This window comes from Levilactobacillus senmaizukei DSM 21775 = NBRC 103853 (assembly GCF_001592085.1).
Taxonomy (GTDB): domain Bacteria; phylum Bacillota; class Bacilli; order Lactobacillales; family Lactobacillaceae; genus Levilactobacillus; species Levilactobacillus senmaizukei.
Genome location: NZ_BCWD01000010.1, coordinates 13,548 through 33,333, shown reverse-complemented (window position 1 = coordinate 33,333; position 19,786 = coordinate 13,548). Strand labels below are relative to the sequence as shown.

Here is a 19,786-nt window from a genome sequence, read left to right as displayed (position 1 = left end):
AACTAGTTTATAACGAGTTAATTTACCAATTTTACCAATCTGGGGTGAAAACTCCGAAAAAAAAGCACTACCGACAATTGTCGGCAGTGCAGGAATAATAGCTATTAATGCTGACGCTTGGTAATCAAGCCGGCTGGCGCCAAAACAGCCATGGCCACAGCGATTCCGGCTGTTAACCAGTCAGCCGGTTGTGAACGAGTCGAATGGTCTTGTGCCAGGTTTGTCTTATGTGCTGAAGCTAATTTAACATCCGTTGCCGACTTGGCATCAAGGTTGGTTACATGGCCAGTTTGATGGCCCGTCTTAACGTCGGTAATTGAAACATGACTTGTCGGTACATTATCGGCCTGGGCAGAAACACCAATACCAGTTAGTCCCATGCTCACTGCCAAAACAGTCAGGGTAGCATAAATACTCTTAGATCCTTTTAAAACTGCTCTTGTCATGATAGCTTCCTCCTCGTGCGGGTCCTCTTCAGAACCCCTACTAGATCAGATTCACTTAATAAGTGTCGCTTATAATTCTGAGAATCCTATCACCATTGCCATGGAATACTCATACTTTAAACACTGTGTACGATTCTCTTTTCAAGGTTATTGTCTCATATTTTCCGCCCTTTACAAGGGAATTGAGGCCCTAAATCAGTGACTGTACAAAGTTTCATCCAGCGGATTTGTGCATGAATGATTCTATAATAATGATGAACAATTGTACCTAGACCAATTGGCCACTAACCACCCATTCATGGCAGAAAAAAAGCCCGTGAGTGGTCCACGAGCTCTGCGACGTTTGGTCATGTTCTGCCGTTCAATTACCAATCAATCTTGTCAGTCAAGTCTACTCCCGACGCGAATTGCGGCGCCGTAGCCACCAACTTCCCGTCAAGACCAGAATCAAGCCACCGATTCCCCACCAGCTGGAAACCTGTTTTTCATCGGTCTGAGGAAGAGTGGTTGCCGCCACTCCCTGATCACCAGCGTTGCCGTTGGTGAGTGTCGTTGGCTTGCCGGTATCCCCCGCGGGCGCCGTCGTGGTAATCTCACCCGGTTGGCCGCCAGTCCCGGAATCACCGTCATTATCGTCTCCGTCACCGTCCGTGATAAGGTCACCACCGCCACCAGTCTCGACCTTTTCGTAAACATAAGTCACCTCAGTATCCGTGTCACCAAAGACTCCGCTGGCATTGCTAGGCGTCGTGACCAATTTGTAACCGGCGATCTGAACGGGTTGACTCTGATAGGCACTCCCAACCTTTCCCTTCAAAATCTGATCGGCCGCAATCGCCGTTCCATTGGCCAGCTGATGATGCACGGTCACCGTGCTCTCTTCGGTTGGCGTCACAACTGGTGGCGTTACCGTCCCGGTATCCTTCCGGTACACGTAAGTCACCTCGATGGGATCCGCTCCGTATTGACCGGTAGCATTATCCGGCGTCTTAACCAACGTGTACCCGGTGATTTTCAAGGGCTCGGTACTGTAGTCCTCACCAACAACGCCGGCAGGCAACACCGTGTCGGGAGCAATCTGTTGCCCCTGTTCATCCTGGTAGTGCACCGTGACACTTTCCGCGGTCGCGGCAATGGTATATGGCTGAATCACCGCGAAGTCTTGCGTCCCGGACGGATTAGCCGATGCATATTTCCCCGTCAAGAAATAATAGTCCTTGAGGGGCTTCACCGTTACGTTTGGGTAAGTCGTCAGTCCCGGCTTCTGATCGGCAATATTGCTATAGTACAAGCCACCCTCGCCGTCAGAAACCGCATCCCCAGCGCTGTAATGGAACATGTAGGTGAACGTATTATAGAAGAATACCGGAACTAAGACCCGTTCCGACCATTCGAGTTGCACCACGGTCCCATCGCGCCGGATACATTGAACCTTGAGGTGTCCTTCCCGTGTAGCATCATTGATCACAATCGGATCGAGATAGATGACCTGGGAGCTATCACCATATTCTTGGTAGTCGCGCTTTCCAAATGGCGATAGATCCCGAATATGATTGTAATTGACCAACATACTCGTCACATTCTCTAGATTAGCTAGGTCCGTAGCGTCTTCAATCCGATTATGTTGCAAATCAACCTTGGTGAGCTTCTGTAAATTCTTCAGCGGGCTCACATCAACAATATCCCCATAGTAGGCACCCGGGGCATAATTAAAACTATTGATTAACGTTAGTGACGTCAGGTTCGTCGCGTATTGTAGGCCTTCCAGGGAGTATTCGGTCTCCCCGTCAATATAGGTGCCCATGCCATTACGACCATCCGCATAGATACTGGTCAGTAACAACATATCTGCCTGGGTAATCGCCTGAGCGTTAGCCCACGCCTGCCCGGGGTTCTGTTTGCGTAAAGCGGCAAGAACGACCTCTTGTAGCCGTTCGTTGGGCATCCAATCGTCAATCGTTGGGTCGGCCTGGTTCAGGCGCGTCAGCTCCGCCTGAACCAACTTTACCGCCTTGATCTTCGGCGTGGCACCTAATTCAGTATCGGTCGGTGCCGGTAGTGGGGTGACGGTTTCTGCGGTTGCCCCGGCCGTGGTGGATGAGGTTGAGGTTGGGGTTGGGGTCGCCTCACCATTTTTGTTAACGCTTTCATTAATGGCCGGCTGTTCAACCGCGGGATCGCTGGCAACCGGGGACGTCAAGTCTTGATCGGCCACCGCGGCGGCCACATCCGTGGTAGCCGGTGGCGTCAGGGTGACGGTCGATTCCTCATTTTCCATCTCGCCGGCAGCCGTGGTGACCGCTGGTTGATTGGTGGCCGGCTGGTCATCCGCCTGGGCGGTCACGCTTCCCAAGCCCACAGCCAGAATTCCCGTCGTAATGCTCGCAAATAGCCAGTGCTTGCCCTGCTTGTACATCTTATAGTGTTGGCGTGTTTCCGTTCTCTTCAGCACAATAATCCTCCTCAAATAGTCTCTATCAGAACCAGCAACGGTGATCATAACTAAATCGGTGTGAAGTCATTAATGTCCTTTTACAATGCCAATTATAACGACTTACCCGCTAAAAAGCTAGCATAGATTAAACTATTCTTATAGTAGTTAATACGTGCTATGTATTACGGTAGCATCTAGTTTTCGAGTGCCAAAAAAGGTCCGATTCCCAACGGAACCGGACCCGATCAAATAGCTTTTTAGTTGTTGTGCTTACGCCGCTTAAGACCTACTAATCCGAAGAGTGATCCCAGAACAGCTAATCCCCAAAGTGGTGAAGTCGTTTCATCATTGGTTTGAGGTAGGGTCGTCTTCGCCTTGGGGTTAGGCAACGTGGTCGAGTAAGTCAGCGGCGTTACAGTTGCGGCTGCCGCACCCTCGGCTGGGACGACGTGACTGCCCGGATTAATGCCAGCAGCTTGTCCCCCCTTGCTAGGCGTGATCTTGCCAGGCTTGCTAGGTTGCCCCGGCTTATTGGGGGTCCCTGGTTTGTTTGGCGTACTTGGCTTATCACCGGCGCCGCCATTAGTGACCGCGGTGTAGATGTAGGTAATTGCACTGTCCGTATCGCCAAAGGTGCCAGTAGCATTGCTTGGCGTACTGGTCAGCGTGTAACCCGTCACGGTCTTCGCCGTTGAGGCGTATTGATCGCCAACATGCCCGGTTAAGATTTCATCCGGCGCAACCGTCTTGCCGGTTGCGTCCTGGTAATGAACGGTAACCGTCACTTGATGACTCGGCGTGACTGGGGTCACTGGGTCCTTGGTGTAAGTCACTGTAAAGACATTTGCTGTGGTCCCATCGCCGTATTTTGTGGCCGCCAAAGTACTTGGCGTAAAACCACTAATGACGGGTGCGGTTGGGAAGACGATCGCATCCCCGAACTTTCCGGTAACCGTCTTATCGGCCGCGGCCGTCGTACCATCCGCGTAAACGTAGTGAATGGTGGCAGTTTCATCATTGGCAACGTAAATCAGGTTAACGTTTGAGTCGGCCGTCAAGGTCCCCGAAAGCTGATTATTGGTCACCGTCATCGCCGTGCCGTCTTGGTTGGCGCTCTTGAAGGTGTACCCAGTCACACTAGGGATGGCCACTTGCCAGTTTTGACCCAGGTTTCCAGTCATCGTTTGTGAAGCTGCCAAAGTATTGCCCTTGTCGTCAAGGTAATTGAAGGTGGTGGCAATTTGCTTGTCGCCAAAGATCAGGGTGATATTGCTTGGATCTTCCGCATAAACCCCGGTGATCGCTTCGCCGTTTTCGGTCCCGTTATATTGCAGACCCTTATTCATGATTGCGGAGACAGTGTTCATAACATTTGCATCCTTATTCAGATCGAAGTTGGTCCCGAGATCACCAGCCATTGTGATTTGCGGTGCTAGGATAGTCCCATCGGCCCGCTTGAAGTTTACATTGACGTTGCCCACCGTGTCGCTCAACCGATATGGGACGATGATTTCCCCTTCATACGGATAACCAGCTTCCCCGAACAACGGGTCGCTCCAGTCCATAAAGAGAAAGCCGCTATTCGCCGTAAAGTTGTTCCAGGAGACGGTTGTCGGACTAACACTAGTCGGTGTTGCCCCACTGTTCATACCAGCGTAATACATGGAAGGACCAACCCCGGTAATCGGCACATTGCCACCATCGGCCGTCTTGATGATAAAGGATGGTGCCGTGTATGACTTGGTCTTCGAATTTAACGTAATCTCTGGTAATTTAATTGTTTGGTAAGCCACCGTTTGGTAAGCAGGAAGACTCGCGATAGAACTTAGTAAAGGTGAAATATCCGTGATGTGATTGTAGGAGAGACTCACTGAAGTTAAATGTAACGTTGACAAGACTGAAACATCGGTCAAATTATTCATTTGCAGGTTAACGTCATCTAACTTGGGCAGATTAGCAATACCATTAATATCTGACAATTGACCCATCGCGAATTTCCCATTCCAGATCGTTGATGCATCTATATCCGGATAAATAGACAAATATTCTAGATTAGTCGCATATTGCAACCCATCCAAATTTTTCATTTGAATGGTCGACAGGAAGTATTCTTTATTTTCTTCAGCTAGCTTAGGCGCCATGACCAAAGTCTTGACCTGGCTTAACATGTCCTTCGTAATTTGAGCAGGTGAGGTCAGACCAAAAGTATTCTTGATTGTATAGTAAACGAAGGTCTGTAAATTCTTATCGGGCATCCAGTCATCGATGGACTCGGTTATGGTTGCAGCCAATGGTGCTGCTGCAACGGAGGCTACCACATTATTTCGTAGCAAGGCAGACCGACTGGACCCGGTTGGCGCCTTCGGTTCCGCAATGGTAACCTTAGCCGCCGACTTATCGGTCACGGAGTCTGACGTTGTCGAATCAGGCTTCTTATTGGTCGGGTCAGGTTTGGCCGGAGGCGTTGATTTAACGACATTATCAGGGGTATCGACACCAGCCGACTTGCCCGTTCTGTCGCCAGTTGATTTATCCGCTGGCAACCCCGTAGACTTGTCGGTTGTCCCGTTCCCCGAATCATCACCGGTCGACCCCTTAAGCACCGCAGACTTGTCTACCGAATTTGTAGCATCCTTCGCCGTCGCTTCGCTGGCTGGCGCATCTTCACCAGCCGTGGCCATTGTATCCGCTTGGGCGGTCTTAACGCCACCGGATCCCAGAATGAGTGTTGCGGTGAAAATACCGGCAAAAATCCAGGCCTTGCCTTTTTTATACATCTTGTAATGTTCTTTCGTATTCGTGGAATTGAACATGAAAGCCCCTCCTCATCTGATACTCAATGATTAATTTTTATCCATATGTAAAAACTTCACTAATCAGTATGCAAGAAATTGATATATGGCCTTTACAATTAGATTATAACGCATTTTATTAAAAATACTATCGAATATAAGAAAAAGTTTACGGGGGTCCACATATATTAAAATATGCATTCCTATCCGTGTTCACGCCAATAAGAACGCTTCTATACCAGCGTTGATCATGATTTTATCGCCAAATAAGCAAATGACCGGATCGAAGATTTTAAGACTATACCGGGCAGTCACAAGTATCCGAATGTGTCACTTACATAGCTGCTCTGGGCCTACTAGAATTAAAAAAAGCGGTCAGCATTACGCCGATCGCTCCTAATAAATACATTTTTCACTTATTTATGCGTACGTTTCCGCCAGCCTACTAATCCGAGGAGTGACCCCAGAACAGCTAATCCCCAAAGTGGTGAAATCGTTTCATCATTGGTTTGAGGTAGGGTCGCCTTGGCGGCATTAGCCGGGTTGGCCAGATTTGCTGTGTGAGTTGTCCCCGGCTTAGCCTTCAGGTTACTGGTTACCATCGCCGCTTGACCGCCATTGCTAGTCGTTGGCGTCTTACCACCGTCCGGCTTGGTTGCGGGTTTACCAGGCTTGTTGGTACTTGGCTTATCGCCACCATTGCCATCGGTAACCAGGTCACCATCGCCGCCAGTCTTGGCGTAAACGTAGGTGATTGACCCATCTGTGTTGCCAAAGGTGCCGTTGGCGTTGGCCGGTGCGGTAAGTAATTTGTAGCCATCAACCGTGGCTGGGCTAGACGTGTAACTATCCCCTGCCTTACCCGTCAAGGTCACATCCGGTGCCACTTTAGTCCCATTGGATGTTTCGTAGTGGACCGTCATCGTCACCGTTTGACTAGGCGTAACAACTGGTGGGGTGACCGTTCCGCCAACCTTCTTGTAGACAAAGGTTACGGTTTGGGCCGTATCGGAGAAGGCCCCCGTAGCATTGTCCGGTGTCTTAGTTAACTCATAGCCATCGATAGCCTTAGCAACCGCCGTGTAGCCTTCACCAATAAATCCGGTCAGGGTATCGGGATCGGCGACCTGGTTGCCACTGTCGTCGACATAGTTTACGGTGACGTCGGCTGCTTGGTCGGCCTTGATGTATGGCGTCACCATTTGAGCAACCTTCACGTTGATGCCGTTAATTTTCGTGGTATAAACGGCGTTCAAGAAGTAAGTGTAATCTTCTGCAACCAAGTTGGGATAAAGCTGTGCCCAAGGATTTTCCGTCTGTCCTGGCATAATTTGGTCTTTAATTCCTGTGAAAGAAATCTTATCACCATCCAATGAATACCCGGTTGCACCATTCCAAAAAACACGGACGGTTGACTCAGGATGTAATGGCGCGGTGATTGGGAGGCCGTTCGCTGGTGCGATGTCATCCAGCGTAAAAGTTAGTCCTTGTGGCGCCTTGATTGGGCTGACCAAGGCATATTCGTTGGACTTGGGAATATAGATAACCTTGTTCTCAATGAATTGGTCATCTAGTCTCAAGTCTGAATATTGTGCGGCATTTAGTGAAGAGAAGTCTGCGATACAATTCTGTGCAATTGACAGGCTAGTAATGTCCTTCAGACCAGAAATCGGTGTAATATCAGTCACCCGTTGACCTAATACTTCAAGTGAAGTTAATTTTGTCAGTCCCTGTAATGGCGTGATGTCCGTAACATCCCCACGAATCATGTATGGCGCATAATTCAATTGATCAGAGATGACCAGGTCCGTTAAGTTGGTCGCGTACTCTAACCCTTTTAAGGAGAATGAACTCTTGCCATCAATGTAGGTATCATTGAAGTATAGGTAATTTAGAAGCAACATGTCATCCTGAGTAATATCCGCGGCCGTGGACCAGGTCTTACCCGAAGCTGCAATAGCTGGATTGTTATAGAGGTAGTCGCCTTGAAACATCGATAAAACATCTGCTTGCAAAATCTTGTTAGGCATCCAGGCATCAATCGATTCATCGGCCTTGGCCGTTGGCGCTGCCATTCGAGCAGTTGGTGCAGCTGGCGCCTTGCGACTGAGGTTGTTGACTACTTCTGAGGAGTCGTCATTTGTAACGACGGTTCCTTTATCGGCTGAATCGCCAGTACCACTTTTGCCCGTATCGTCAGCCGGCTTGTCGACCGGTGCTGGATCACCAGCCTTATCATCGGCTGGCTTGTTTATATCAGAGTCAACCGCATCGCTTTGGGGGTCACCAACTTTGTCAGCGGTCTTCGATGAACCCAACACCACCTGCTTATCTGGTGCCGCCGATTTACCCGAAGCGGCTGCTTGATCTTGTTCTCCAGAACTCTGTGTCAGCGTATCCGCATGAGCTGTTTGACCACCAACCACACCTAGCGCCAAGGAAGCCGTCACGATGCCAGCAAAAATCCAGGCCTTTCCCTTCTTGTACATCTTATAATGTTCCTTGGTATTTATTGAATTAAACATAAAATAACACCCCTCCAAAACAGGTTATAGTCGTTTACAGAATGGTCTGTTGTTTGGTGGCCACCCAATTTTTATTCTCAATAATGTAAGCCCTTTACAAATTCAATTATAGCTAATCGGTTGGTTAAAATCTAGTCCATACCCGCAAAGATTTTTGCCTTTTTATGTTTAAAAGATTATTGGATAAGTCATGTACACTTGTGAATAATTACCGCCATTGCGGTGTTTTAGATAAGTACATCGATGTAATTTTTTCACATGAATCCGTATATTAGCGGCCCAAGGAACGCGTTACACAATTCAAAATTTATAACATTGTTTTTGAGGATGGTCAGTCCAACTAACTATGCATCTATGAACGCTTTAATGGTCGGTCAAATCGTTCTAAAGATCTTTACACTAACCTCACCTTTTTTCGTACCAGTCGATATGGCCGAAACGTGCGACCAAAGGCAGCCTTAATGCTCGCTGGCTAATCGCCTTTGGTACCACTCTCTTCTCAAATAATGACTTAATTCTTCTTTGAAGACACCCGCCATCTTAAGCGTCCAATTAGACCACTGATGATAGCGAATCCCCAGAACGGCGAGCCCTGGGCCTCACCCGTCTTGGGTAATATCTGTTGCGGCTTATTAGTAGTCCCCTGACCCGTTGCCAGTTTATTCGATTGCTTGTCAGGTTGGCCCAGCTGAACGGTATTACCATCAGTAGCAATTTCGTCCACGATGTTAGCCGCCGCACCACCATCGTCCGGTGTCGGATCAGGGGTGACCACGGCTGGCGTCTCAGGTTGCGCGACCCCCTGATCGCCCGCGCCATCGTCTGGTTCATTCGTGGAAGGCTGCTTAGCCACCTCATAATAATAATTAACCGACATATCTGTGTTGCCAAAGGCCCCGGTGGCATTGGTTGGGGTGGCGATCAGGGTATACCCCGGCACCGACGCCGCCGTTGTCGTATACGCCTCACCCGGATGTCCCGTTAATATTTGGTCAGCCGCTAATTGCTGTCCCACCAACGTTTGATAGTGAACCGTTACCGTTGTCATCGGGTTAGGCATCACCACCGGGGGAGTCTTAGCCTTGGTATACGTCACCGTGAATTCATTCTTGGTAGCGCCATACTTGGCAACTGGCAATGGGCTCGCGGTGTATCCCGAAATAATTGGTGACGCCGGGAAATTAATCGGTTGGCCATATTTACCCGTAACGGTTTTGTCGGGCGCCGCCTTTTTCCCATTGGCATAGTTATAGTGAATAATGGCCGTTTCCTCGCGACCGATGTTCGGGTCGATTGTGAACTCCTGAGTAATTTCTCCGGAAAATCCTTCGTAATCTCCTTCAGAGATATCCCAGTCCATGAACAGGTAACCGCCATCCGCCGAAAGTTGCGACCAAACAATTTTATTTGGACTCACATTATGCCACGTACCGTCACTGGATAGGTCATAACCATTGGCGTCATCGACCCCCTTTAGGGGAATGACCGTCCCATCGATATCCTTAATTGTAAATTGGTCAAACACAAAGCTATCGTCTTTGCCCAGGGGGATTGCTGGCAAATAAATAGCCTGATCACTCAAGCCTACCTGGGCGTTCGGCTTGAGCGAGTGTTTTAGTGGTGACAGATCCGTAATATTATTCTGACTCAAGCTAACCGTATCTAATGTTTTATTAGCTAGAGCCGAGATATCTGTAATCTGATTCAGCTGAAAGTTAACGCTCGTCAAATTTTTAAGGCCAGCCAGCGCAGCGATATCTTCGACGGCCCCATACTCAATGAGCTCATGGTCCCATTTGTCCACCGCCAATAAATCAGGATAAATGGAAATTTCACGCAAATTCGTCGCATGCTCTAATCCTTTCAGTGAGCTAATTGACGTCGTCATGTAAAAGAAATCCTGGTCCGCCAATTGCTTCTGAACATCCGCATCTAATTCGTACAGATTGTCACTGAGCATTTCCGGCGTAATCTCATCGACCGTTTTAATGGCTAACCCTGGCCGTTGGGGATAGGTTGCCTGATCCGCCAATCCTCGCTGCAACTGCCATAACACCAATTGCTGCAGATTTTTATCCGGCATCCATTCGTCAATGCTAGATGCCCGCGGAGTAGGGCTTGGCGCCGGTACTGGTATTGCCGCTACAGACCTGACCTTATGCAGTGTTGAGTCAGCTCGCCGTTCACCTACCGCGACTTGCTTAATCCGATCGTCATCGACCAACTTCAAGCTTGTCGGCGTCGGCTGATCCTGACGACTTCTCGGTTGCTTTTCTGTGGCGCTAGACGCATTCAGGTCGCCTGTCCCCACGCCTGCGACCTCATTCGCAACGGATGTTGACCCAGTGTCTTCATCGCTTAGAGAGCTTGCGACTGGTTTTAACGTGCCCCCATCCCGTTCATCTAGTGACGCGCCTGTTTCTTCCTGTTCCGTAACCGCGGAATCGCCAGTAAGCTCATCCGCCTTCGCCACAACGCCGGTTACTCCAACCGCCAGGGAAGTCGTGATAATTCCTGTTAAAATCGCAGCTTTACCGTGTTTATACAACTTGTTATATGTCCCCGTCACATCTGTTGGTCTCAATAGAGCTCCTCCTCTAAGTATTCAAATTATCAAACAAGCGTTGTGCTTCATTATCATCAGATAAATATTGGGTCAGCCTTGCTGACATTTTTATCATAGCGGCATGGCTTCTATTTGTCTAAGCTCCCATTAATAGTTCACCATATATCTCACACAAAAACTTTAAGCAGCCCAATTTGTCCTCAAAACCAACTCCGCGTTGCGCCGATCCCGCCTTCATAGACCCTAACCAATCCGTCGCCAATGTTTATGATCGGTAAAGCCTGCTCCCCAAAAGAATCCAAAAAGTTTGGTCATTTTTTCAATAAAAAAAACGGTCAGCTGAGCTAACCGTTTCCAAAAAAATATCATTGATTTATTTGATCATCACTTGGAGTCCCGCTGCTAACAAGCCTCCGACGATTGGACCACACATTGGCACCCAAGCATAACTCCACTCAGCCGAACCACGATGGGGCACCGGTAGGATGGCGTAAGCCAAACGCGGTCCCCAGTCCCGAGCTGGATTCAAGGCAAACCCTGTGGTTGTCCCCAGACCCATCCCAATAATCATAATGAGCATCCCCACAATGAATGGCTTCAGACCATCCGTGAAGTCGCCCAGATTCAACAGAACGAAAATGAAGGCCCAGGTAGCAATCACTTCAGAGAGAAAGTTAAACGTGGGATTCTTAATTGCCGGTCGAGTCGCGAAGATCCCAACCGAGTTGCCAGAGGCCTCATCGGGCGTGGCCTTGAAGTGTGGGTAGAATTGTAGGATTACAATCGCTGCCCCAATGAAGGCGCCCAAGAATTGTCCCACCAAATATGGCACAACGTTAGCCCACGGGAAGAATCCAAAGGCTGCAAACCCAATGGTTACGGCCGGATTCAGGTGACCATCGGAGCCTAACATGCCGGCAACATAGACCCCCATCGTCACGGCCATTCCCCAGGCGACACTGACATACGTCCAGTTGGACCCCTTTGCGTAAGTCTTATTTAGATTAATACTAGCGCCAGTTCCGGCACCTAAGATAATTAAAATCATCGTGCCAAAGAACTCACCAATAAAACCATTCATAACTGTTACACCCACCTCATCATTATTATGTATAAAATAAACAATCATTTGAGCCATTAACAGTCTACCACAGCCCACCACGAATGGGTGAAATTAAATGGATACGCTTACAAAACATAGTCTTATCTTAAACTATTCGGTTAACCGGCAAAACTTGACTCGCTAAACGGCCCCCTCATGACCTTTACCCGCAGCCGCTCGAAGGAACCCTTCGTACTAGTTAACTAAAAATAGTCGGCTGTCCGCAACACTGCGTCCAGTCGACCTTTTGAATGGTTAGTTATTCAAGTTGAAACAACTCCAGAAAACACCGAATGGCATGATCCCGAATAGATATCGAGATCGTGCCATTCTAAAATCGCCTAATATTTCAATTGTTTGATTTTTGTGAATGGCGCAGAAGCATTCCACGCCATTATTTCTTCTATTATGCTGGTGATACGCCGAGGGTATTCTTGTTCCCGCCGTTTAAAATCTTGAAGAAGCTGGCTAATTCACGCTTCCGGTATGCAGCAGGGACGAACTCACGGATAGTTTCGAGGTCAAATCCAGTGGCTAACTTATTGCGGTCGACCACGATCGGATTCTTGAGAATTCCAGGATTAGTCTGGAGTAAATCGACTAATTCGTTCATCCCCATATCTTGAACGTTAGCTGGAAGTGACTTGTACGCTTTGGAACGGGTGGAAATCAAGTCGTCCGTTCCAGATTCAGTTAAGGATAACATATATAAAATTTCATCCCGTGTTAAGGGTTGTTTTTTAATATCACGGGCCGTAAAGATGGCGTCATGGTTAGCTAACCATTTCATTGCCTTGGTTACCGCCGTCGTTTTTGCATGGAAATACATTTTAATCATAAAATCGCCCTCCAATGTCTGTCTTCGATGAGGTACTAGAGTTAGCACTCTATAATTCGAGTGCTAATTTATGCTTTTCATTGTACACCACAACGGAAAATGATGAAACCCATTACTCTCGGTCTAGGCCACCATTTAACAATTTCTTCAGGTTCTCCCGGCTTGCTTAAGGTGGTCGAAAGCCTATCCGCTGGGCCTACAACTAACTCTACCAGGCGAATGCAATCGTTTTACGTCCGAAAGTTGAATTTTTCTTGAAGATCCCCTCATCCAGGTATTTTCAGATTAACACAGCTGGACACGCTCGTCCTTGAGGCAGATCAAGTTAGCGCGGTCGCCTTCCTAGCACCCCACGTTTATCTGGTCAACCATCTGCTATCCCATGATTTTCATAAACAATCCTAAACACCGTCAGCTTCTTTCAAGCTGCCCGCTTAGAACCCACATCCCCTAATGAATGTTCACGAGTCCCTTTATTACTAATAACGCCCCGCATGATTAAGTATTATCACCACAAAAAAGGTTCCAACGCCAATAACGTTGGAACCTACTCACAAACTCTTTAAGACTTAGGATCGAAGGCTAATGCGCGCGTCCAATTCCCATTAGTCAACTGGTAGTAAGTCGTCACCTTACCGTTGGAATCCGTTCGGCGAACCCGATGGGTCACCTTAACCCGTTGGCTAGCCAAGTCGGCAGTGGTCCCCTTTTGCTTAGCCAATGCTGGATCGTTGAATGGATGGGTATAAATTGGATAGATCTTCATTAAATCGAATTCTCGGTCAAAGGATTCCTTCCTGAACTTATCAAAGGTCAGGGCGCCCTTGCGAATCCAATAACGCTTAGCCGAAGTCTTCTTACTGAAACGGATACGGTACCACAGGCCGGTGTCGGCCTTAGCCCGCATATCCAAGTAAACTCGCTTGCCCTTGTGCTTCTTCAGGTTAAACTTCAAAACATTCCAGTTTTTGTGACCACGAATGTGATTGTACACGGCGTACTTCTTATAGTTCTTGGTCAGCTGTGCATGTTGACTCGCCAAGCCACTGACATACTTCTCATGTTTATTGGTCTGCTTACGTTTCTTTAACTTCTGAGCAACCGACGTATGCGTAATGGTCTGCTGTGGTTTCACATGGGTCTTCTTGGCCTTGGTCGTCTTGACCGAGTTGCGCGTAATTTTAACCGTGTCGCCGGTTAAGGCAAAGTTAGCCTTGAGGAAGGCAGCTTTCTTTTTCTTGGTCGTTGTGGCCTTATTCCCGCTAATCTTAATATGAGTCATCGGGTCCGTGGCGGAACTGCTATCTAAGAAAATGTATTGCCGCGTCGGCCGGACATTGGTAAAGGTGTTGTCTTGAATATTCAAGTTAGTCATGTTGTAATCGGGTTCGGTGTTTAATAAGTAAATATAATTCCCCGATCCCAAAACATGTTGGTTAATAAATTTGTTGCCCGTAATCCACAGATTCGAAACATCCTTGAAGTGAATCGTTGCGACACCCTTCGCCATCAATGGCTTAGGATCAACCACGGTGTTGTTGGTGAAGTAAACGTTGTGGATAATCCCGGCCTTCCCGTGATCGTAGATTGCGTGTTGGCCAATCGGATTGGGCGCATAGGATTGCACCTCGCCCGACTTCCGAGAAACCGGTAAAAATTGGTTCTTATGTACCCGGACGTTGTAGCTAGGTAAGTTATCGTATTGGTCGCCAGGATGCTTGTACGACATCGCCTTGTAGTTTGAGTAGTCAACCTGAATAGCTTCTTTGTAATCGAGTGACCCATTGAACCCGGTAAACACAGAATTCGTTACCTTGATATCATGGCTCCCATCGATATCGATATAGTGCCCAGTTGGGGATTCGGCATCGTCGAAGACACACTTGTTAAAGCTAACATCCTTGGCGTGATGAAGACTTTGGGTGAAGACACTTTGGCCCTTCGCCGTGTGGTCCCCTTGGAACGTGGCACCTTCCCACTTAACATTGCTAATTCCACCATCGTATCCGGCTTCAGGACTAGGATAGAAGAAGTTTACCCGGTGACCAGCGGTGATCCGGAACACAGCGCCTTTATCAAACTTAAAGGTGATGTTCGAATGCAACTTGATATTCCCGGTATCAAACAGATAAGTCCCCTTAGGCACGTGAATCGTTACCGCACCGTCCCACTTATTAATCATCTTTTGCAAGGCGTCATTATTCACCTTTTTGGCGTTGCCAACCATCCCCTGATGCTTGGCATTAATGACCGTCGATGCGTAAGCCACCGTATGGCTGGCTTGGCGTGGTGTTACTGAAACGAAATTTAGTCCCAATAAGGTAGTCCCCATTGCTACCAAGGCCACCAGGCCCATCTTTACTCTTAATCGCAAAAAAATCCCCTCCACTTCCTAAATCTTTCATCAGTTTCATTATAAACTAAGATTTTTAACCATTGGGTCATCTTAATCTAATTGTCACACGATTGAAAGATTCCGGTCGTAAACGGGATCTCATTTTAAATTGTCAGTTTTTTACATTAACTTCGCGATATCGGCGTGGAGGCCTTGTAATCTTTCCACGACTTGGCCGCGAACTTGCGTATAAACCTTAACGCCATCTGGCGTTAGCTTCAAGTTGTGCTGACGGCGGTCAACTTGGGAAGCAATACTCTCGATCAAGCCAGCCCGGAGCAACCGCGAAATTTGCCCGGAGATCATTGACTTGGAAACCCCGATTTGACCAGCAAACTTGGTTGGGGTAAATTCTTCACGTTGATCCGTAATGGCATGAAGTAAATTGAATTGTTCCAGAGAGATCGTCAAATCCTCCGTTTTAATGGTCGTTACCGGCCGCATGATTTTCTGTAGTTGGGAGAACCATTCCAAGGATTGGTTCAAATCGTTCGTTTGCGTCATTTAATCTTTCTTCCTTTCTACTTATGCTTCGGCGAAACTGTTACTATTCTTAGCCGCTAACCATTTATTATAGCCCTTATTTTCAGTCTTTATGTTACCGATTCATTAATAGTTTATAGCATTGTAAATGAAAAAACTAGTGATCAGCAACCTTTTTGTCATATTTTCTGTAAACGGGTGCATTGAATTCCCTAAATAAAGCCTTTATGATTAAGATTAAGAAATTCTAAACACGGAGGAGAACGGTATGACATCAATTAAAATGATAGCAACCGATGTTGATGGAACATTCTTAACTCAGCAGCGAACATACAACCACCCACGGTTTGCCCAGCAACTTAACCAACTGGCTGCCCAAAACATTCGTTTTGTGGTCGCGAGCGGGAATCACTTAGGCCACCTGCAGGACGTTTTTGCAGCAACCCCGGCGGTCCAAACATTCGTTGCCGAAAATGGCAGCTTGATTGTTGACCACGGACAGACGCTCTTCGAGACCAGTCTGCCCATGACGGTGGTTCACGATGTGGTGACCACCCTCTTAACCGATGACGCCGTCCGGCCCAATGTCTTACGACTCTCAGGCGCTCATGGCACTTATATCAATCGGCATGATCGGCCTCATGACGCCATCGGCCAAAAATATTTCTTCAATAACTTGGTTCCCGTCGATGACCTGTTAAAGGTTGACGACACCATTTATAAAGTCAACGGCGAGTGGCCAAATGGCGCGATCCGCGACATTGCTGCCCGCTTGAATCGCCAGTTTCCCGGCAAAATTCACGCAACCGCCAGTGGCTTCGGCAGCATCGATATCATTGCCCCACACATGAATAAGGCCACGGGACTGACCCAACTGGCCGAATCCTGGGGCATCAAGCCCAGCGAGGTGGCGGCCTTTGGTGACAACGATAACGACCGCGAAATGCTCGCCCATGTCGGTCTCGGTGTGGCCATGAAGAACGGCACCGAATCGGTCAAGGACGTCGCCCAGTTGATCACACCAACTGATAATGACCACGATGGTGTTCTAGACGTGATTGATCGTATTCTAACGGAACAACTTTAACGTCAGCTAAACCATTTAGAACCTGGAATAATATTCCAGGTTCTTTTTGGCGTTAACCGTTCTGTGAGTCTTAATCACTGGTGGATAACCAGAGCCACTGACTCATGAGTCCCCACATCTGACGAGCAGAATGCAACCGGCTGTGCCCAATCCCAACGACCTCGTGTTCCCGATAAGCCAAGGGACTCCTGGCGACCACTCGGCGAAGTGGGGTAATCTGACTAACCGGTACAGCACCATCCGTTGGACGCCCCCCTAGTGTCCCGTAGACGTTCAATACCCGGCCACCACGCAAATGGTCCAGATCAGCTTTCAACGTGGCTAGACGACGAAAGGCTGCATCTGGCGGGGCATTTCTGGGAGACTCATCAACCGGCGCCCCCAGCAGTAATAACTGATGGAGTCGCGGCAGGTGATCGGCTGACCGGGCAGCGAAAACACTATGAATCAGGGCGCTGCCACCCCAGGAATGAGCAATCGCATTGAAACTAGTCACCCCGTATCGCCGGGACAAATCACTAAGTACCCCGGTCAGCCAACGAATCTGTGGCTCATAGGTTCGCGTCCAAGCGTGATCAAATAGGACCTGAACCAAGGGATTCGTCGCCTGACCATCCCATACACCATGCCAGTGGCGGTGACCAAGATGGTCCACGTGAACCACTAGCGCCGGATGCGCCAGATGCTGACGCGTTGACCAACGAATAAATCCGCGGTAGGTTCCCGCTTGACCGCCCCAACCGGGGATTAATAAGGTGGGACGAGCTGCATAGTGGCAATCTGCGCGACGCTCACCTAAAGCCACCGGGCGATTTCCCCGGTGACGGCGACTCAGCCAAACTAACCAACTTCCGGCAAACAATCCTACCCGCCAATATTGCGTGCGGTTCATAGATGCTCCCCCTCATAATTAAACCATTATGCCAGTTTTTTCGATTGTGCACAAGTTAAGTTCTGGTTACGAACGCAATTTATTGCCAATCGTGAGACGCTGACAATGCCCACCAACTTAAAAACTTTCTGCTCGGAACAACATTCTCTATTTGACATTGGCCCATCAGAAAAAATATAATGAAATGTAATGAAAACGCTTTAAAATATTCGGAATCGAGGAGCTGCTATGCAAACTGCTACGAAGCACTGGGATACCTATGAAGATGAGGCCGTCACTGAATATTCGATCGAAAACGACCATGGGGTCAAATTAGCTGTCCTAAGCTGGGGCGCTACGCTACACACGCTGTCTGTCCCGACTGACAAGGGTGACCGGAATTTGGTGCTATCTTACCACAAGATGGCCCATTACCTTGATAATCCGTTCTATGTTTGCATGGGAATTGGTCGAACCGGCGGACGAATTAGCCGCGGAACCTTTTCACTAGGTCAACAAACCTACCACGTCGCCACGAATGAGGGCCAGAATACGTTGCATGGGGGCCCTGATGGCTTTAACACCGTCAATTGGGCTGGTCAAATTGATACGACCGATCCCAACGAACCCCGAATTATTCTTACCCACACCTTCAAATCGACCGATGACACTTATCCTGGTGATTTAACTGCGCAGATGATTTATTCCCTCGATAACCAGGATCGCGTCCACTTGGAATTTGTTGGAAATAGTACAGCGCTGACCTTGTTCAACCCAACCGCCCACCTCTACTTTAACCTGAGCGACGACGACCTGATTGCTGGGCAAACCCTGCAAGTTAATAGCACGGAACGACTTGAATTGGATGATGAAAAGTTACCAACCGGTCGGATGTTGCCTAATACGGGTTCGGCTTATGACTTCGCCAACGGTCAAAACCTGGGCGAGTCGTTGCGAGCACTGCAAGACATCCCCGAACAAGGCCTCGATGACGTCTACCACGTGACACCAGACGCCGACCTGGCCATTGCCAAGCTCAGCGATCCGCTAACCCACCGGAGTGTCACCATTAAGTCCGACCGTAACGCGCTGGTCGTCTTCACGGGGAATTCCTTTAACTCGACCATGAAGCTCGCCAGCGGACCCGGTCAGCCTTACATGGGGATTGCGCTAGAAGCTCAAAGCTTACCGGACTCCCCCAACCATCCAGAGTTCGGCGACGTGAGTCTCCCAGCCGGTGAGACGCGTTGCTACCAAATTAGCTACGACCTGACTTACTAAAACACGATCGATCCGCCCGCCACTAAGTATGGCGGGCTTTTTCGATTGGGTCCAAAATATTTTATCCGATTGAGTCGTTGTCGTTGACGCTCCTATGACCCTATGATACATTGGTAAAACGTAATCATTATCATTTAAAAAGGAGACTGATCATGGCTAAGAAATCAAAAATTGCTAAGGCCCGTAAGATTGAGGCCACCGTTGCGAAATACGCCAACCAACGAGCTGAATTAAAGGCCGCCGGTGACTATGCGGCACTCGCCCTGTTGCCTCGGGATGCGTCGCCTACGCGAATTCATCGTCGCGACCATCTAGATGGCCGGCCACACGCCTATATGCGAAAATTCGGGCTCTCTCGGCTAAACTTCAGGGAGCTCGCCCACGCGGGTCAAATCCCTGGTGTGACTAAGGCCAGCTGGTAACCCCAAAATCAATCCCACGGAAACGTTATCATTTGCGTTTGACGTGGGTTTTTTTGTGGCTTACACTGAATTTATCACACTTAAAAGGAGTGCTTAAATTGGCAGAAGTTTTAACCGCAATCAATGTCTTTGACGTTTTCGGTCAGAGTGCTAACTCCCCTTATGCAGGAGCCAACACCCCCAAGTTGAACGCCCAATTCGTTGGTTACACCCCAGAAATGTCATTTGACATTGACAACCAGCCTAAGCTGGCTCGCAACAACGAACGTAAGTTGCGCAACATTGAAAAAGAAGTTCGGGAAGAATTCCGTGAACGCCTCGTCAAATTAGGCGGCGCCGACCTGGAAGAAAACCTGAAGACCTTTAACGACCTCATCACGACTTTCCGTGATCGGATCGAAAAGGAAATCACGACTTCTGATAACTTGGACCTTTCAAGCTTGACCACCACCGGTGAATGGGTAACTTACTGGCGGAACGATTCTAAGCTGGTTCAACTTAAAAACGAACAACAACGGTCACAAATGTTCTAAGACCGTTTCCA

The 19,786-nt window shown here is 48.5% G+C and carries 14 protein-coding genes; 4 read left to right on the top strand and 10 right to left on the bottom strand.

Translation table 11 applies throughout. The features are described from left to right. Window positions 1-104: 104 nt before the first annotated feature. From LSE01S_RS05300 to LSE01S_RS05260, 9 genes are all read right to left on the bottom strand, one after another. The gene (locus tag LSE01S_RS05300) at window positions 105-446 is read right to left on the bottom strand and encodes a hypothetical protein (RefSeq protein WP_061776591.1); all 342 of its coding nucleotides are present in this window, start codon (window positions 444-446) and stop codon (window positions 105-107) included. Between the two features lie 391 nt (window positions 447-837). Next, on the bottom strand, window positions 838-2,898 hold the full coding sequence (locus tag LSE01S_RS05295) for a MucBP domain-containing protein (protein ID WP_061776590.1): 2,061 nt from the start codon (window positions 2,896-2,898) through the stop codon (window positions 838-840). Between the two features lie 239 nt (window positions 2,899-3,137). After that, window positions 3,138-5,693, bottom strand: a complete 2,556-nt coding sequence (locus LSE01S_RS05290; RefSeq protein WP_061776589.1) for a MucBP domain-containing protein — start codon at window positions 5,691-5,693, stop codon at window positions 3,138-3,140. Window positions 5,694-6,088: 395 nt separating this feature from the next. Beyond that, a complete protein-coding gene (locus LSE01S_RS05285) occupies window positions 6,089-8,197 on the bottom strand; it encodes a MucBP domain-containing protein (protein ID WP_061776588.1) in 2,109 nt (702 codons plus the stop codon). Between the two features lie 511 nt (window positions 8,198-8,708). Then, window positions 8,709-10,781, bottom strand: coding sequence for a MucBP domain-containing protein (locus LSE01S_RS05280; protein WP_061776587.1), 2,073 nt, complete (start codon window positions 10,779-10,781; stop codon window positions 8,709-8,711). A 355-nt stretch (window positions 10,782-11,136) separates the two neighbouring features. Continuing rightward, window positions 11,137-11,844, bottom strand: coding sequence for an MIP/aquaporin family protein (locus LSE01S_RS05275; RefSeq protein WP_061776586.1), 708 nt, complete (start codon window positions 11,842-11,844; stop codon window positions 11,137-11,139). A gap of 427 nt (window positions 11,845-12,271) precedes the next feature. Further along, a complete protein-coding gene (locus tag LSE01S_RS05270; RefSeq protein ID WP_061776585.1) occupies window positions 12,272-12,703 on the bottom strand; it encodes a Spx/MgsR family RNA polymerase-binding regulatory protein in 432 nt (143 codons plus the stop codon). Window positions 12,704-13,265: 562 nt separating this feature from the next. Next, entirely contained in the window at window positions 13,266-15,077 is a 1,812-nt protein-coding gene (locus LSE01S_RS05265) for a hypothetical protein (RefSeq protein ID WP_061776584.1), read from the bottom strand. Between the two features lie 141 nt (window positions 15,078-15,218). Continuing rightward, window positions 15,219-15,602: a MarR family winged helix-turn-helix transcriptional regulator gene (locus tag LSE01S_RS05260; RefSeq protein ID WP_061776583.1), complete on the bottom strand. Its 384-nt coding sequence runs from the start codon at window positions 15,600-15,602 to the stop codon at window positions 15,219-15,221. Window positions 15,603-15,849: 247 nt separating this feature from the next. Between LSE01S_RS05260 and LSE01S_RS05255 the strand changes: the two genes are divergently transcribed. After that, a complete protein-coding gene (locus tag LSE01S_RS05255) occupies window positions 15,850-16,668 on the top strand; it encodes a Cof-type HAD-IIB family hydrolase (protein WP_061776582.1) in 819 nt (272 codons plus the stop codon). A 70-nt stretch (window positions 16,669-16,738) separates the two neighbouring features. On the opposite strand, the gene LSE01S_RS05250 is transcribed toward LSE01S_RS05255, so the two are convergent. Beyond that, window positions 16,739-17,560, bottom strand: a complete 822-nt coding sequence (locus LSE01S_RS05250; protein ID WP_061776581.1) for an alpha/beta hydrolase — start codon at window positions 17,558-17,560, stop codon at window positions 16,739-16,741. Window positions 17,561-17,788: 228 nt separating this feature from the next. On the opposite strand from LSE01S_RS05250, the gene LSE01S_RS05245 reads away from it, so the two are divergent. The 3 genes from LSE01S_RS05245 to LSE01S_RS05235 all read left to right on the top strand — a co-directional run bounded on the left by LSE01S_RS05245 (window position 17,789) and on the right by LSE01S_RS05235 (window position 19,775). Beyond that, entirely contained in the window at window positions 17,789-18,820 is a 1,032-nt protein-coding gene (locus tag LSE01S_RS05245; RefSeq protein WP_061776580.1) for an aldose epimerase family protein, read from the top strand. Window positions 18,821-18,972: 152 nt separating this feature from the next. Beyond that, entirely contained in the window at window positions 18,973-19,242 is a 270-nt protein-coding gene (gene rpsN / locus LSE01S_RS05240; RefSeq protein WP_061776579.1) for a 30S ribosomal protein S14, read from the top strand. Between the two features lie 98 nt (window positions 19,243-19,340). Continuing rightward, the gene (locus LSE01S_RS05235; RefSeq protein ID WP_061776578.1) at window positions 19,341-19,775 is read left to right on the top strand and encodes a hypothetical protein; all 435 of its coding nucleotides are present in this window, start codon (window positions 19,341-19,343) and stop codon (window positions 19,773-19,775) included. The last annotated feature ends 11 nt before the right edge of the window (window positions 19,776-19,786 follow it).

Excerpts from the sequence above, each read along its gene's own strand:
- LSE01S_RS05300 (WP_061776591.1), bottom strand. The coding sequence starts at position 446 with ATGACAAGAGCAGTTTTAAAAGGATCTAAGAGTATTTATGCTACCCTG.
- LSE01S_RS05290 (WP_061776589.1), bottom strand. The coding sequence starts at position 5,693 with ATGTTCAATTCCACGAATACGAAAGAACATTACAAGATGTATAAAAAA.
- LSE01S_RS05285 (WP_061776588.1), bottom strand. The coding sequence starts at position 8,197 with ATGTTTAATTCAATAAATACCAAGGAACATTATAAGATGTACAAGAAG.
- LSE01S_RS05275 (WP_061776586.1), bottom strand. The coding sequence starts at position 11,844 with ATGAATGGTTTTATTGGTGAGTTCTTTGGCACGATGATTTTAATTATC.
- LSE01S_RS05270 (WP_061776585.1), bottom strand. The coding sequence starts at position 12,703 with ATGATTAAAATGTATTTCCATGCAAAAACGACGGCGGTAACCAAGGCA.
- LSE01S_RS05260 (WP_061776583.1), bottom strand. The coding sequence starts at position 15,602 with ATGACGCAAACGAACGATTTGAACCAATCCTTGGAATGGTTCTCCCAA.
- LSE01S_RS05255 (WP_061776582.1), top strand. The coding sequence starts at position 15,850 with ATGACATCAATTAAAATGATAGCAACCGATGTTGATGGAACATTCTTA.
- LSE01S_RS05250 (WP_061776581.1), bottom strand. The coding sequence starts at position 17,560 with ATGAACCGCACGCAATATTGGCGGGTAGGATTGTTTGCCGGAAGTTGG.
- LSE01S_RS05245 (WP_061776580.1), top strand. The coding sequence starts at position 17,789 with ATGCAAACTGCTACGAAGCACTGGGATACCTATGAAGATGAGGCCGTC.
- rpsN (WP_061776579.1), top strand. The coding sequence starts at position 18,973 with ATGGCTAAGAAATCAAAAATTGCTAAGGCCCGTAAGATTGAGGCCACC.